Source organism: Enterococcus sp. LJL51 (assembly GCF_054871795.1).
This window is the reverse complement of sequence record NZ_JBTXLW010000026.1, coordinates 23,533-38,078: the sequence shown is the minus strand read 5'-3', so window position 1 is coordinate 38,078 and position 14,546 is coordinate 23,533. Positions and strand designations below refer to the sequence as shown.

12 protein-coding genes and 1 pseudogene are annotated in these 14,546 nt (G+C 33.3%); all 13 read right to left on the bottom strand.

Going from position 1 to position 14,546, the window contains the following annotated elements; all coding sequences use genetic code 11:
• Positions 1–951: 951 nt before the first annotated feature.
• Positions 952–3,570, bottom strand: a complete 2,619-nt coding sequence (locus ACYSNQ_RS17110) for a VWA domain-containing protein (RefSeq protein ID WP_426084786.1) — start codon at positions 3,568–3,570, stop codon at positions 952–954.
• Positions 3,571–3,603: 33 nt separating this feature from the next.
• A complete protein-coding gene (locus ACYSNQ_RS17105; RefSeq protein WP_426084785.1) occupies positions 3,604–4,242 on the bottom strand; it encodes a hypothetical protein in 639 nt (212 codons plus the stop codon).
• 37 nt (positions 4,243–4,279) lie between these two features.
• Positions 4,280–5,143, bottom strand: a complete 864-nt coding sequence (locus tag ACYSNQ_RS17100) for a BsaA family SipW-dependent biofilm matrix protein (RefSeq protein WP_426084784.1) — start codon at positions 5,141–5,143, stop codon at positions 4,280–4,282.
• Between the two features lie 62 nt (positions 5,144–5,205).
• The gene (locus ACYSNQ_RS17095) at positions 5,206–5,904 is read right to left on the bottom strand and encodes a hypothetical protein (RefSeq protein WP_426084783.1); all 699 of its coding nucleotides are present in this window, start codon (positions 5,902–5,904) and stop codon (positions 5,206–5,208) included.
• A gap of 93 nt (positions 5,905–5,997) precedes the next feature.
• Complete coding sequence (locus tag ACYSNQ_RS17090) at positions 5,998–7,053, bottom strand: BsaA family SipW-dependent biofilm matrix protein (RefSeq protein ID WP_426084782.1); 1,056 nt, start codon at positions 7,051–7,053, stop codon at positions 5,998–6,000.
• Between the two features lie 91 nt (positions 7,054–7,144).
• Entirely contained in the window at positions 7,145–7,882 is a 738-nt protein-coding gene (locus ACYSNQ_RS17085; RefSeq protein ID WP_426084781.1) for a signal peptidase I, read from the bottom strand.
• A 17-nt stretch (positions 7,883–7,899) separates the two neighbouring features.
• A complete protein-coding gene (locus tag ACYSNQ_RS17080) occupies positions 7,900–8,562 on the bottom strand; it encodes a winged helix family transcriptional regulator (RefSeq protein ID WP_426084780.1) in 663 nt (220 codons plus the stop codon).
• Between the two features lie 1,404 nt (positions 8,563–9,966).
• Positions 9,967–10,806: a helix-turn-helix domain-containing protein gene (locus tag ACYSNQ_RS17075; RefSeq protein ID WP_426084779.1), complete on the bottom strand. Its 840-nt coding sequence runs from the start codon at positions 10,804–10,806 to the stop codon at positions 9,967–9,969.
• Between the two features lie 758 nt (positions 10,807–11,564).
• Entirely contained in the window at positions 11,565–11,852 is a 288-nt protein-coding gene (locus ACYSNQ_RS17070) for an SOS response-associated peptidase family protein (protein WP_426084778.1), read from the bottom strand.
• A 95-nt stretch (positions 11,853–11,947) separates the two neighbouring features.
• A pseudogene (locus ACYSNQ_RS17065) lies at positions 11,948–12,127 on the bottom strand (hypothetical protein); the annotation flags it as partial.
• A 321-nt stretch (positions 12,128–12,448) separates the two neighbouring features.
• Positions 12,449–12,958 carry a hypothetical protein gene (locus ACYSNQ_RS17060; protein WP_426084777.1) on the bottom strand — a complete coding sequence of 170 codons (510 nt, stop codon included), beginning with the start codon at positions 12,956–12,958 and terminating at the stop codon, positions 12,449–12,451.
• 184 nt (positions 12,959–13,142) lie between these two features.
• Positions 13,143–14,048: a hypothetical protein gene (locus ACYSNQ_RS17055; RefSeq protein ID WP_426084776.1), complete on the bottom strand. Its 906-nt coding sequence runs from the start codon at positions 14,046–14,048 to the stop codon at positions 13,143–13,145.
• A 27-nt stretch (positions 14,049–14,075) separates the two neighbouring features.
• Positions 14,076–14,522, bottom strand: coding sequence for a hypothetical protein (locus tag ACYSNQ_RS17050; RefSeq protein WP_426084775.1), 447 nt, complete (start codon positions 14,520–14,522; stop codon positions 14,076–14,078).
• Between the last annotated feature and the right edge of the window lie 24 nt (positions 14,523–14,546).

Sequence of the window (14,546 nt, the reverse complement as noted above, 5' to 3'; positions counted from 1 at the left end):
TTCAAGAGAATACGCCATTTTTTTCTTCATCAAAAGCACCTCCGCTAAATTTATTATATAAAATAAATTCAACGGAGGTGCCTCTTTTTTATATTCTCATTCTTGGGGGTCAGTGCCTTTTTTACTATGAATCTATACTAATTTACATGTCTAACATAGGTGATTTTGTCTTTTATAGGTATACTTACAATTTAGATTCAAGAAACCAACTATTTCCACAGTCTTTAAAAGTCCATTTTTTATGGAGTTCGAGAATAAAAGAACCACTACTTTATACTTTTGAATATGAAGATTTTCTCAACAGGAACCCCAAAACTGTGCAATATCATGAGCCAATTTGAGTGATGGATTCTGCTCATTTTTTCTATTTTGACAATAGTTGCTCGTGTTACTCCTACTAAAACTGCCAATCTCAGAAGAAAGATACATTTCCGTTTTCAAAACTAAACAATTTAGAACTTTATATCTACAATATCAGCTTTATTTGCCATTTTTATAAAAAATAATGTTATAGTCTTTACCGCAAAATTTTAGCAAAGAAAGAGATAGTGAGCAAGATATTAGGAGGAATACTTTAACCTTGCCCACTATTCTTAGCGTGTTATCACCTACTTTACAGATTGAATTTAAAATCATTATTATAAAAGCTTTGATAAAAAGTTGTCATTAAGAGAATTTATTCCGAACAATTCTACTTTTTTTGCTAATTAATTACATTACAAATGATAATTTGATAATATTTCGTTTTGCATACTACTTAGAAAAACTGCGGTCCATTCGAACATAGCCACCAAAGTATTAGCAAACAGCAGCTTGAAAACTCTAAGACTTTTGTTAAAGTAAAATTCAATTTCTTCAATGTAATCCCTCCCTACCTTATTAAGATTATATTCTCCTAAAAACAATTTTCAACATTATCAAAGTTTCATAAACATTAAACCATTACAATTTTTAACCGAACTGATTTATCTTGTAATCCCAACTATAAGGTCTAGGATTATCCTCGTCGTCACTACCTAGTTTAGGTGTAATAAAAATAGTTACCCAATTTTCATTAGTATCTGTATAATCGGCTATACTACCTCTACTTTGACTAATAAATGTAGTTGTATTTGTTGAAATATGATTATTACCCACATCAATTGAATCTTTAGTCACAACATATCCTATCTGTTCATAATATTCTGGAACACTATCAGTTATTTCTAGTTTGTTAAAATCATCATATTCCGCTGGCAACTTATATTTGGTAAACAAACTAGTAGTCACATTAGTTGGTAAATTATTTGTTGTACTACCTGAAATTAGATTCATCATTGATCCTCTAGATTCTGCAAACACACTAACATAGAATCCTTTACTAGGAATAACTAAGTCAGAATTTGGATCTACAACGCATTGCCTAATGTAGAGATATCTATCTTTTGGATCAACTGTACCTTTTACCTTATTCGTTACTATGATATTCTGGTGTTCATAGAAATTTTCAGTAGCGATCTTTTGGAAAATCAGATTCGATTGTGTTCCTGTTGTAGTTTGACCATTAATCGCAATTGAAACATCATATTCCTGACTTACATCCAATATTTCTTCAATAGAATACTTAGTATCGGCTTTCCAAGGATGAACAATCTTAACCTCTTCATTAGCCTTAATAATATGCCCCGCTATTCCCAAACCATATTCGTCAAGATTAATTTTAAAACTTTCATCACTGTTAGTTACTGTATTGCCATCTGAATCAAGTAATAGTTTTTTTAGCGAAACAATTGTTGGTTTTACAGAAGGTACTACAAATTCTTTTTCTTTATTGACATTCTTGGAGTCTATATAATTGAACTTAGTTACCCCATTGGTTTTGGCGTAACCATCACTTGACATTACTCCCTCTCCAAGTACTCCTTGATTTGCGTTAATTCTGTAAGTCATTGTTGCATACATGATGTCTTCATCAGGATCATCACTCACTGGTACAGTTAATGTCCCCACATCCCACTTAATTGTATTAGGTGTCTTTGTTGTATCAGCAGTATAAGATCCTTGACTAACCTTTATGTTGGTCGCTCCTTCTGCCAGCTCAAATCCCTCTCCCATTGGATCGGTAACTGTTCCATCTTTAACAGCTGAAAGTATCTCATTTCCTATTTGTGCTAAAGCTCTTTCTAAACCATTTCCATTAACAGAAAAGCACATATTTGGTTTTGAGGCAATTCTTTTTAGTACTTCTGAACCATTGGAAGCCACTAAAGAGGTGGCCTTAGTTGATCCTAACTGACTTGCATAAGGAAGAATTGGGTCATTTTCTTCACTTTCACTTGTTTGCGATGTAGTCTCTAAAAAATTGTTTTTTGCTAAATTGGTTTCAAAATTAGTGGCCGTAGTTGTTTCGCTTAGATTTGATTTAGTTATTTTAGTGTATGTATAAACAACTTTGATAGTCTCCTCACCAAACTTGCCACTTGTAGTTCCTGTAACTGACTTGAATGTGTAACCTGCAAAATCAAGCTTCTCAGTTTCATAAGAATCGATGCCTACTTCACCGGATAATGTCCTAGTATCTAGCACATTTCCAGCTTCATCTTGATACTCAACGTCAACATATCCAATAAAGCTTTCCTCATCAGAGCTATCCATATCAACTCCAATAGTGTATACATCTGTTGCAACAGGACCATTTAATTTCGTGTTTGTTTTTCCTTTCCAAATATTACTTTCAGATATGGCATTATTCCCCATAGAAATATAAGAATTGGGGAACCATAGGTTACCATTACCTAAAAACATTTGACTCCCATTACCAATTCGATTTGACCATACCGCCCACGGATATCTAAAACCTTCTTCAGGTATATTCTCGCTAGTTACATATCTATTGTTAGCAGTATCATTTATCATATAGTCTCGATCTGTATACGGTGCTTCAACTTGATAGCTATAGGTTGGAACTCCGTCTGAAATAAGAACTAATATTCGCCTAGAGGCCACCGCTTGCTCTTCAAGGAGTTGCATGCCCATTCGTATACCTTCCTGAGTATGCGTACCACCTCCATCAGCTTGGATCCCAAAGTCTGGAATAATTCCCCACCAACCGCCATTAATTATCGTTAACAAATCATTCTTTTTTTCATAACTCTCTAAATCTGCTCTTCTTGTCCCTGAGCCCCCAAATGTAACAATTCCTACTCGATTATTGTAACCTTCTTGTAGTACTTGTTCTATAAACTTGGAGGCAGCGCTCTTAGCCTTATCCATTCTTGTTGGTGTAAACCAACCATCATCCTGTGTTCGCATACTATTGGAGTTATCAATTACTAGGACAATATCTGTATCTGGAGGCGGAAATATATTCCTCCCCTCTACTTTGACTGTGACATCCCATTGATTGACCATACCTTCCACTGGTTCAGCTGACTTAGTTACACGGACCTCACCTTGTTGCAAGCCATCACGAATTTCTTCATGTTCTACCGCCGATACACTAGATGGAAAAAGCAGAAAACTTAAACTAATAGCCATTAAAAAAACTGGAAATATCAGTCTTTTTAAGAGGTTTAAATGTCTGTAGTTCATAAAATATTCCCCTCCTTATTCCCTATAATCTATTTAGTCTATTGTCTGTGTTTTCAGTGTATTATCCACCTCAGCTAATTCAGATCCTGTCGGTGGAACACTCCCTCCCCACCAAGCATCACGATAAGCATATTTTGTTGTATGAATTCCTTCAACTTTTATTTCAAAAGTCAATTTAGCCCTATTGTACTCCTCTGATATATTAGCCTTATTCATTTTTACTGTTGAAAATAACGCTGCGGTTTTTTCACCTGTTACCAATTTCTTTTTATAATAGAAATAGCCATCTTTGCCATCTATCCAATCTACCAAATTATAGTCAATTGTTAATATTGGAGTTGCTCCATCTGTTGTTGCACTAAGCACGATTGTAGTACCATCGTCTGCTTCCGCAGTTATGACCGGCAGGGCTAAGACTCGAACAAAACTATCTAAACTACCAGTATTTTTTATTTCCACTTTCTTTTCATACTCTTTATCAGGCTCAAATTCTTTTGGTGGATCAAATTCTTCTTTTATCGTTGTATTTAAGTTACCAATTTGAAAACTATTTTCTTTTTTGTCATGATCCGTCAATGCTGAATACGTTATTTGGATACTATAGGCGAAAATGAATCCTATAAAAATAGTTGTTAATGACGTAAGAAGAAGCTTTCCATTTTTCTTTCTCATTAATTCGCTACTCTCCTTTCTATCATAGTATTTGCCTCTAATCTTCGACAGAAACAATCAATGCTTCTAACATTTGATAAACATCTCCACCCGAATTTACACCCCATGCGCCTGTTATCGCAGGTGTAGCATCATGTGCATCCATAAATATCTTTAGCTTATACAAAGAACCTTTATACTTGTTAGGCAAATTTTTGGACAAAGTAAGACTATCTAATAATGGTGAGCTTTCCTCTCCAGGTTGTAAAATTTCCGAATAGTAAAAGTAACCATTTTCGTAAATCCAATATTTTTGCGCCCCTGCAGGTGGTATCGCTGTTTTAAAATTTGAAGAAAAATTTAAAGTTAAATACTTAAGAGGAGCAGTTGTATCTCTAACTACATTGTCATATTCATATCGATCTGACTCTCCAGAAATGATTGCTTCTGCAGCAATATAGTTATGACCATCCTGGGTAAATGTTCCTGCTGCTGCTACTGCTGGCGCCCAAGTGTCAGTATTGTCGGCATCTACACTAGGCATAACAGTTACTCCTGATTCTTTCAGATTCCCATCGCCAGTTTGATCAGTTACATCTATCTGAAAACTCAAGAAAAATTCATACAATGACAACCTAACAATTGCAGGCGTTTCACCCGTATTAGTCACAGAAACAATTTTAGTAGTATCTTCACCAGGTTGCCATTCATAATTTGGAGTAAACACTTCAGTAATTTCAGCCACCAGACTGGCTCCCTCAAACGTATTCTTTTCTGAATCAGCAGAAACAAACCACGCATATGTACTTAAAAATACAGTGCCTAATGTAGCTATACATATTACTAATTTATTTCGTTGACCAATCCAATTAATAGCCTTTTTACTCCAATTTTTTTTGGCGTAAATTTTCTTTTTTGACATTTTCCGTTCTCCTTTCACTATATTTTGCTGTGAGAAAACAAAAAGTAATATACATATATTTTCTATTTCTTTTTCCTTTTTTCTTTTCCAAACAACAAAACAATTAGTAGTAAAAAAAGACCTAAACATACATATAAAATCGTCTGTCGCCACTCTTCGCCTGTTTGAGGTAGTTTTCCTAAAGGTTTATTATTTTCAATTTCATTTGAATCAGTTGATTTTGTTTTCACTGCATAAAAGTTCCAAACATTTTCCATAACATTTTTCTCAGAAAAATCCTTTTTTGTGTATTCTCCCGAGAGAGAAAAATCTACTTCCATGGCACGACTATCTCCAGCTTTAAAAGTACCTAATTCTAACGCTGTATTTTGTAAATTCTGTGTTAAATTAATACCCGATACAGGCCCTTCATAAACTATCTCATTTTCATAAGTTATTTTCATTTGAATTGCTGTTGATAAATCCAGGCTGCCGGCGATAAGACTAGGCTTTGAAATAAGCATAGTTAAACTATATGGTGTATCTTTTTCCATATTTATCATCGAAATAGTAGTATGCCATTTTTTACCCGGCATAACATCATTTACTTCCACCAAATATTTACCGTTTTTTTTCACAAAAATGCCTTGATCATCCCCTATGACCATCCCCTGGGGAAGTTCCTTTGACTGAGCTTGCGTAGAAGTCGGCCATAAAATTAGAGAAACAATTGCTACAACTAACACGTAGATTATTGTATATTTCCAGTTTTTTCGTTTCATCTACTTCCTCCCAAAGAATTAAAGTAAGGGTAGAGGTTATTACCTCTACCCCCTTCAATCACTTCATTAGTCCCATAACTGTTTTTTCACTTATTAAAATAGACCTTCTAGAGCAGTTTTCAAACTTCCGTTAGTAGCATTCACCCAATCTGAACTGTCTACTGCTTCCGCTGTTGCTTGAATACTTTTACCATTAACTGTTAAATCGAATGACAATTTACTGTATGAATTATCTGCTGCGCTATTCAAGTTAACAGAGTCTAATAATTGCGCTGTTTGAGTTTGAGACGGTACAATTGCTACAAAGTAGAAGTAACCATCCGCTGCATTGTAATACCATTTGTCTGCTGTTGGTGTAGCCGATAAGTTTACAAAGTTCAATTCAACATTTCCTTTTGCATCACTACCCGCTTTAATCTTAGCGGTACCATCTGTTCCAACAGTAAATGTTGGAGCATATGGAGAAAGAGTCCAATCAAATGTAACTTCATTAGTCGTTAAATCTACGTATTTAAGCTCAGGAGTGTGTTGTAGAGTGATTGTTCCATCATCTGCACGATTAATTCCACCTGATTTTGCATAATATTTATCAGTACCATTAGTCCAATAAGCAACATTCTTGTATGTTGTTTCAGAACCAACTGTCGTAGCTTGTTCGCTAACTGCAAACTTATAAGTTCCCGCATACTCACCACTAGCTACTACAAAATCAGCTACTGGAGCAGAAAGTTTACCTGTTACATCAGTCCAAGTACCTGTAACTAATGCTTCTTCACTTAATGGATAAAGATAAATTTGCTCTTTAGTTTTTGCATCAAGTGCTGCCACAGCTGTAGTTGTATCGATTGATATTGCACTAGGATCAACTAGGGTGTTCAAAATTTCGTCAAATGAAACGCGAATCAACGAATCATAGTTCCCAGAGTTCAAAATGGATACATCCTTATTTACATCTTCTCCTGGTTTCCAATCGGTTGGAGGGATAAAGTTTTCGACTACCTCTACATCATTTCCAGCAATCTCTCCCTCAAAATGGTTGGTCTCGCTATCTGCACTTGTAAACCATGCAAATGTACCTGCCAAAACTGCGACAGTTGCAAGTGTGGTTGCAGCTGCTACCCACTTCTTCTTACTCTTAGTTTGTTTCATTTGTGTTTCCTCCTTGAAATTTGTTTATATTAACCCTAATAAAAAGGGAAATACCGTGTGTTATAATTCAAAAATTACAAACGAGATAATATTATTTTCTCTTTCTTCTTTTCTTTTTCTGTTTTTTCTTAGTTGTGGTTTTGCTTGTCAATATATAATTTTGCATGACCCAAACAAATCCCAAAACTGAGACGATAAAAATCACCGAAACAAAAAGATTTTCTCGTATAAAATTCAGTACTCCAGCAATTTTAGGTACCTTCCATGTTACTTTCCCAACCAGAGAATCCGCACTAATTGGCATATCATCTGTTTGGTTGGCATCTCCTCGAGTGACAAAATAGATTCCTTTTTCATTGCCAAATTCTTCCTTAATCTCTACAACTCTATGTGTTAAATAGTTTGTGCTTTTATTAATTGGATTAGTTGAAGGATGATACGTGATAACATCGCCAATTTTGATTTCTTCTTCCGGAGTTTCTTTAATTATTAATAAATCTCCTGCACGAAATCCACCAGACTTAATCTTATCTCCAGGCGAAACCATAGAGTTGGTCAACACTCCAAACATTCGGTAACCCGCCAGTGATTTATCTTGTTGTTGCATAACAGCCATCATCACTGAACCTGCTAGGGCACTTAACATCAAAACATAAAAAAGAATATTCCACAAAAAAATGAAAGCCTTCTTTTTCTTTGAAATTTTAACCGATCGGGTCCTTTTTTTATTTTTTAATCTAGCGTTCCCCTTGTGCTTTCTTTTGAGTTCACTCTTTTTTTTCTTTTTTCTTTTGGAGTTTACTTTTTCTGTATAATCCTTACTTTCCATCAAGTTTCTCCTTAAAATTAAATGTTTAACAAATATCCTCTGGAACGAACCGTTACAATTAGGTCTCTTCTATCTTTCAATTTTTGTCTTAAACGAAAAATCACATTTGAAACTCTGTATACTTTGTTAGATCCAGGTACTCCCCAGAGATTCTCAAATAATTCTTCATAAGTAATTGCTGTATTTGGTCTCTCACAAAGAACAGCTAACACTTGATACTCTGAGCGAGTCAGCCTTATTTCTCTCCCATCACAAAAAACACTTAAGTTCGTCAAATTCAATTCGAACATCGAAACATCTCTTTTTTCTTCTTTAATTTGAGTAGAATACCTCGAGAAGGTGTTTTTTATTGTCAAGGTCAGTTCTTCAGAAGCTTCTTGATGAAAAATCCCATTAACTCCCAATTGAAGAAACACTTTTTTTTCAATGTCAGTACAATTTGAATAGACTATCCAAACAAACGAGCTTGAACATTCCTGATTACTAGCTATAACCCATTCGTAAACTTCCGAGAGTTTTTCTGAAGTTGCTAAATGAATAACAATGCCATCAACTTTATTAATATCCTTTTTATTATTAACTTTAGTTAATTTATAGTTTTCAGCAGGCAAGTACTCAGCATAAATTTCAGATAAATAATTGTCGTCATTTTCAGTAGTAACAAATCCAATTACTCGCATTTTTTTCTCCTGTCATTATAGTTAAAACATATCTCTTTATTTTTTTCTCAATTCTTATACAATCAGGAAATAGCGTGATAACACTACGCTATCATAGACTTTCTAGAGACTTCTGACCATGTTAATGACAGTTTATCCAGAATAAGCAACCACTTGATCAAGGGTTCGGATAACTGCTCGTCGATTCTCCAATAATGAGTCAGTATATGTATCTAATGTTATTTTGATTGGTTGATGGCCAAGGATTTTACTGAGATTGGCAATATTAATACCATGTTCACCGTGTAACAAACGTACGGCGAAGCAAATGGAAATTCATTCCAATAAACAACATCACTACATCTTGTAAATCGCTTATGACCATAACTTTTTTGCATTCTAATGAATGAGCTGTAGATTAATAAGCAGTGAAGTCTTAAAAAAATTTTGCTCAGTATCTACTATTCCAATTTTCATAGTTTCTTCTCCAATCATTTTTATGCCCACTGAAACACCTCTATTTCCGAATTTCAGTCTAAATATTTTATTAATGTTTAAATAAATTTATTTTCAATCTTTCTTCATTCTAAACAAAAAAATACTGAATTTATTTTTTTTAGTACTATAAGTCTTTTTTATTTTTCTCAGATGTTCTTAGGTTATTACATACATAGTGTTCTATACTCAACTTTATTTTTTTAATTAAACACATTAAGAAAAAATAGCATTCTAATAGTAAGTAATAAATATGATTATTATCCCCCTTTTTTTGATTAAAGGTACACAAAAAGCACACACACCTGTAAAATAGAAGTGACTAACCAAAAATACAGAGGAGAGTGCTTTTACGTTTAAAGTTTATACCATCGATCAAACAATTTTACTATTAGAACTGGAGCAGTTTTTTCAAGAATCGAATGTCTCACTTTTGCGATCAATAACTTGGTCGGAGCAATGTCGCTAAAACTTTTCATTACAAAATGATGTTGAAAGTTTTTATATACACGTACCCCAACAAGTCCTTTAAGGTAGAAAGACTGAATTTCTCTTAGAGGATAGCTATCGTATGTGGTGGTTAACCAACCACGATCAAATCAGCTATCGCATCATAAGTCAGTTCAGCAGGCGTGGAAAACAAGGAACGATGATTGATGTTGGTTTGATCCTCATGTTCCTAAATCTAGGGAAATTAGGGCAGTACAAGGAAAGAAATAAACGGAAAGAAAAAAAGCCTGATTTTCACATTGATCATGAAAATCAGACTTGTTTTCTTTTTGAGAGTGGCTTTTATCCCTCTCTTTTTATATGATTTATCTTGAATAAACACCTAATAATTTACCAGAGATTAGTCCTGACAATGAACTTAAACAAGATAAAAAATTCTTTATTTTGTCTTTTACACACTCTTTCAATATTTAAAGTTCTTTATACGCTGGATTTCAAATTTTCAAAATAACTTTCATATTTCTTAGAAAAATCTTCCATATCCAACGTTTTCCATATACAGAATGCTTGCTCAATCTTTTCCTCGCCTATTTCTATATTCCCTGAAAGATAAAAAAATATTCCTTCAAAATACAGACACATATTCTTGCTATACATATCTCTGACTTCCAGATTATCTTTTAGTTTAGTAAGATAGTACCATTCATTTGATACATCACGATTTTCAATACACATTAATATGGTGTTGATCAGTATCTTATTGTAATACGAGTTGTAGCCTTTCGATGACGTATACAATTTTTTTGTTTTTAATAGCCTGTTAACTATAGTAAATAAAGTTTCCATAGATATCTGATCCATTAGAGAAATAAAAATTTTCACTTCTGAACTAGTCCAGTCTTCAATTCTCATTAGCCTTTTAATCAATTTTTCGGCTTGATGTCTTGTAGAAAAAATATTTGATAACCGCATGATAAATATCTCTACAACATCAACATAGAGTTCACTTATTTTATTTTTCCTTTTAAGAAGCATGGTTTTTGTTTGTTCCAATCCTTCTATATCATTTGTATGATATAGTTCCGTAATATTAAACCATAATTTGTTTTCCCAACTTTCAGTGTACCCCCTATGGATATACATAAATTCATCAAAAGTTACATCTAATGTTTGAAGTATTTTCAGAAATACTTCAATTGTAGGCAAGCTAACATCACGTTCAATTCTACTATAATAACTTGACGTAACGATTCCAGTACAAACGTCTTTTTGCGTCAAACCTTTTCCGTGTCTTATTTTTTTTATTGTCAAGCCATACATTGTACATTTCTCCATTCTTAAATGAGTTCAAATAAACAATAAAAATAACAATCATACAACAAAATCTATGTTAAACTCAGCACTCCTTCAGAATCCCCTCTAGTTTACGACTTTTTAATTATTAAGCAAGTATTGTATCTACTATTTGCATAATATCACTGAAACTTAATATTTTTTACATTTCACCACTTGTTTTAAGTATCTTCCTCTGAGATTGTCATTTTCCAAAATCTATATTGTCACTTACTTCAATCAGTAAACGACAACAGTTACGGTTTGAGAAAGTGTCACTTATTATTTCGGGAACTTTCACCTTAGTTTTTATTTTAAACAACTTTTGAGAAAATAATTATGTTTAGTACTATAAGTCTTTTTTAACTTTGTAGATAATTTATATACTTATTAAATTCTAAATTACATATGTAAATTCAAGAGAATGCTTTCAAAAAAGTTGAAATTCGTTTTATTTCGATGTTTTACGAATTTAATATCCATTTCCAAAAAGTATTTAATAATTTAATTAATATTAAAAATGAATAACAATGAATCCATCATTCCTTCTTAAAATCCTCGTTTTTGTTAAACAATATTTTTCACTTAAAAATGACTTTCGCACCTCCTTCAGATAGGAAGCAGCTAGAATAAAATTTCCCTATACAAAAAGTGGACTTATAAGAATTCAGTTTTTCTACTGTTTTCACACGTCCATTTTGCATGTCTATTCAATTTAAATGGAGAAAACATTTTATGCCCTTCATTTAGACAACTTTACTTATCAGTTTTGGCATTTCTTTCTTCAGATAGTCTTCAGCAAATTCTTCATCACTCAACCAGGCATCGATAGCCTTTTTTTCTATTATGACTGGCATTCGCTTGTGAATCTGCTCTACAGAATCATTGGCAGCTGTCGTTAAGATAATGCTGCGTTGACCATCATCAAATTTTTTATAAGATCCAGCCAAATACAACAACTCTGATCCACCTTCAGTAAATAGGAATTTTTCTTTCTGGCCGTTCCACTCGTAAAATCCACTTGTTGGGAACACACACCGATCTTTTTGAATGCAGCTGAAAACATCTTTTTTTCGGCTACTGTTTCTGACCTAGCCTTAATTATCAGTTGAGATCCCTTAAAGCCTTTGAAGCCCCACTTCATTGACTGATAGTCAATTTCATCTGAAGATTGATCCCTTGTAATCAATGGTACTACGTTTGACAGATAAATTTCTCCTGTGGCAGCCTTCATATTTTTTCGTTCAACTTCTCGAATAATCTCTTTGATTGCTTCAATTTCATCGTCAAGAAAATACCTTCCGCACATAGAAAAACCTCCTTGATAGTCTTTCCTATATTCTATCAAGAAGGTATGCTAAATGTAAAAGAGGGAGTTTGCTATTTCTTTATTGGGATTACATCTTTAAAGTACATTGTTTTACATAAAAGAGTGTATAAAAAGGATTTTTTACCTTTACTCTAAACTAAAACCATCTTCAGCCACCGCTATCTTGTAGTCTTTCGTAGGTGCTTCTTCTTCAGAAAATGAGTTACAAAACTGGACTTTAAATATATATCAAAAAACACCTACTCAGTATTTAAGTAGGTGCTTTTATTCATTATGGACACATTATAATCACATTCATGATTATAAACTAAAGTCGATATCTCCATAGTTTACACATTGGCCTTTGACATGGATTCCAGAAGAAACTCCATATTTTATTGTAATCGGCGCTGCTTCATAATTAGTGATTGTCAATTTTGTAGTTCCATGTATATACCAAGGGTCAGGGTTTACATTTTCTTCCAAAGAAAAATTCCATGTAAATCCGTTACTGTAAAAGTATTTAGTCTCAACGGTTTGAGGTTGATTTCGAAAACCTACTTCTTTGCGAACTATTATACTTTGATTGTTTGGTGAATCTACCTTCACTTTCAAAGTATATTTTGAACAAAAGTTTTCATCATAAAATGCCCCCAAATTCAGCTGAACAGAATCCCCTGACTTCAATGTTTGTTCATAAACTAATGGGCTTAGAAGTGGCTGTATACTACTTGCTCCACCATTTTCTGTCACCTGTGCTTCTGCTTGATAGCCAGCTCCTAAAAATAAGCTACTTACTACTAATGCTACTCCAAATATCCATTTTTTCATTTTTTTCTTCCTTTCCAAATGTTTTTTTTTACAATTATATCATATCACTTTTGATATAAATGTAAATAGTTAAAAACAAATAAAAATAAAAAACAATCTATTAGATTTCTTTTTCAAAAATTTTATATATGTTACTTTAGTTATTGATCATAATTCTCATGTTTTCATTTGGTTATTTCCAAAATCATGCCAATGGTTCTGATTTCAATTTCTTATACGTGAAATGAGATTCTTGAATCAAGTGACCAGGGCATATCTCTTTCGAAATTAATTCCATCGCCGGTCCAACATACCCGATTAAGCGTTCATGAACATATCCAGAATTTCTCTTTAACAAAATCGCTATTTGATTTATATCAATGATTACATCTTTTTCTACATAATACAGATCAATTATCTTTATAATATCCCCTAAAAATTCATCATCGCGAAAGCTACTAGGTCTTTTTCTTGATTTCAACCACTCTTCATAATGATTTTGTTCTTCTTTGTATCCTTTTTCTCTTTGAATACTTTTATACTCAACAATGATTTGATTCACTTCACGACTATCCCTGGTACTCATAGGCAAGTCAACCTTGAGGAATTCACTCATTCTTTCTTTTAGCAAATTAGGAAAAGTTATCTGCTCACTATATAAACTAATAGCATCAGATATAAACGGTTGAAATCCTTCACCACGACTCACTTTTAACAAGATATCATCCAAATGCCTATCAATTTTCTGAATACCCTCACGCACGTTTCTGGCTATTTTTTCGGGGATATTCGTGTGCTCTGAAAAGTGCTTCAAACTAAGACCAATAATCTCCTTCGTTTTTTTTGATCTTAAGAGGAACTGATACTTCACCTCTCGTCCGCAAGCACAGAATAAATGATTTTCTTCAGGAATTTTTGCTACTTGATAACAGTCACTTTCTTCATAATCGTAAAACTCCCAACAATTATCTTTTGTGGAAATATCATTTAGAAACATCGACTGAATATCTTTCTTTTTAGGGTGTACCACGATTTTTTGAACTTTTTGAGTATACGTAAAATGGATAGCTGCATCTTTAGGAAGAATCCCTAGAGCAGCTATCCATTTCACATGACTATTTCAATTTTTCAGCTTTTATTATGACAACTCTAAATCTTCATAAGATATATTATGAGAAGAAAAAATATAAATAAGACTAAAAATACCAGAGATAAATAGTGTTACAATTCCGAACAGTGATACTCCTAATTCTTCCCCTAACAAGCTGATCCAATCATTTGATTCTATTCCTATGACACCCATGATTGTCAATAAATAGAGACAAGCAGAATAGAAGTAATACCTCAAACAGAAAGTAAACATTTTTAATACATTTTCTTCTTGTCTAAAGGATTTTGTTCGCCGAGATAACAACATCCACCATAGAACTAGGAATATGCCTACTCCTCCCGCTGCCGAATTAACCAATAGAACGATTCCCCACAGAGACGCCATCCCATTCTCTACAAACGACTGAAACAACTCATTTATCCCAGGTATATGCTGAAGGATATTTCCTTTGAAAAGTGAGTAACCTATCCCCATGTAAAACATCAATAGTATGAAACA

Bases quoted from the DNA above. Each gene is read 5' to 3' on its own strand.
- ACYSNQ_RS17110 (WP_426084786.1), bottom strand. From the start codon at position 3,570: ATGAACTACAGACATTTAAACCTCTTAAAAAGACTGATATTTCCAGTT.
- ACYSNQ_RS17105 (WP_426084785.1), bottom strand. From the start codon at position 4,242: ATGAGAAAGAAAAATGGAAAGCTTCTTCTTACGTCATTAACAACTATT.
- ACYSNQ_RS17100 (WP_426084784.1), bottom strand. From the start codon at position 5,143: ATGTCAAAAAAGAAAATTTACGCCAAAAAAAATTGGAGTAAAAAGGCT.
- ACYSNQ_RS17095 (WP_426084783.1), bottom strand. From the start codon at position 5,904: ATGAAACGAAAAAACTGGAAATATACAATAATCTACGTGTTAGTTGTA.
- ACYSNQ_RS17090 (WP_426084782.1), bottom strand. From the start codon at position 7,053: ATGAAACAAACTAAGAGTAAGAAGAAGTGGGTAGCAGCTGCAACCACA.
- ACYSNQ_RS17085 (WP_426084781.1), bottom strand. From the start codon at position 7,882: ATGGAAAGTAAGGATTATACAGAAAAAGTAAACTCCAAAAGAAAAAAG.
- ACYSNQ_RS17080 (WP_426084780.1), bottom strand. From the start codon at position 8,562: ATGCGAGTAATTGGATTTGTTACTACTGAAAATGACGACAATTATTTA.
- ACYSNQ_RS17075 (WP_426084779.1), bottom strand. From the start codon at position 10,806: ATGTATGGCTTGACAATAAAAAAAATAAGACACGGAAAAGGTTTGACG.
- ACYSNQ_RS17060 (WP_426084777.1), bottom strand. From the start codon at position 12,958: ATGAAAAAATGGATATTTGGAGTAGCATTAGTAGTAAGTAGCTTATTT.
- ACYSNQ_RS17050 (WP_426084775.1), bottom strand. From the start codon at position 14,522: ATGGGGATAGGTTACTCACTTTTCAAAGGAAATATCCTTCAGCATATA.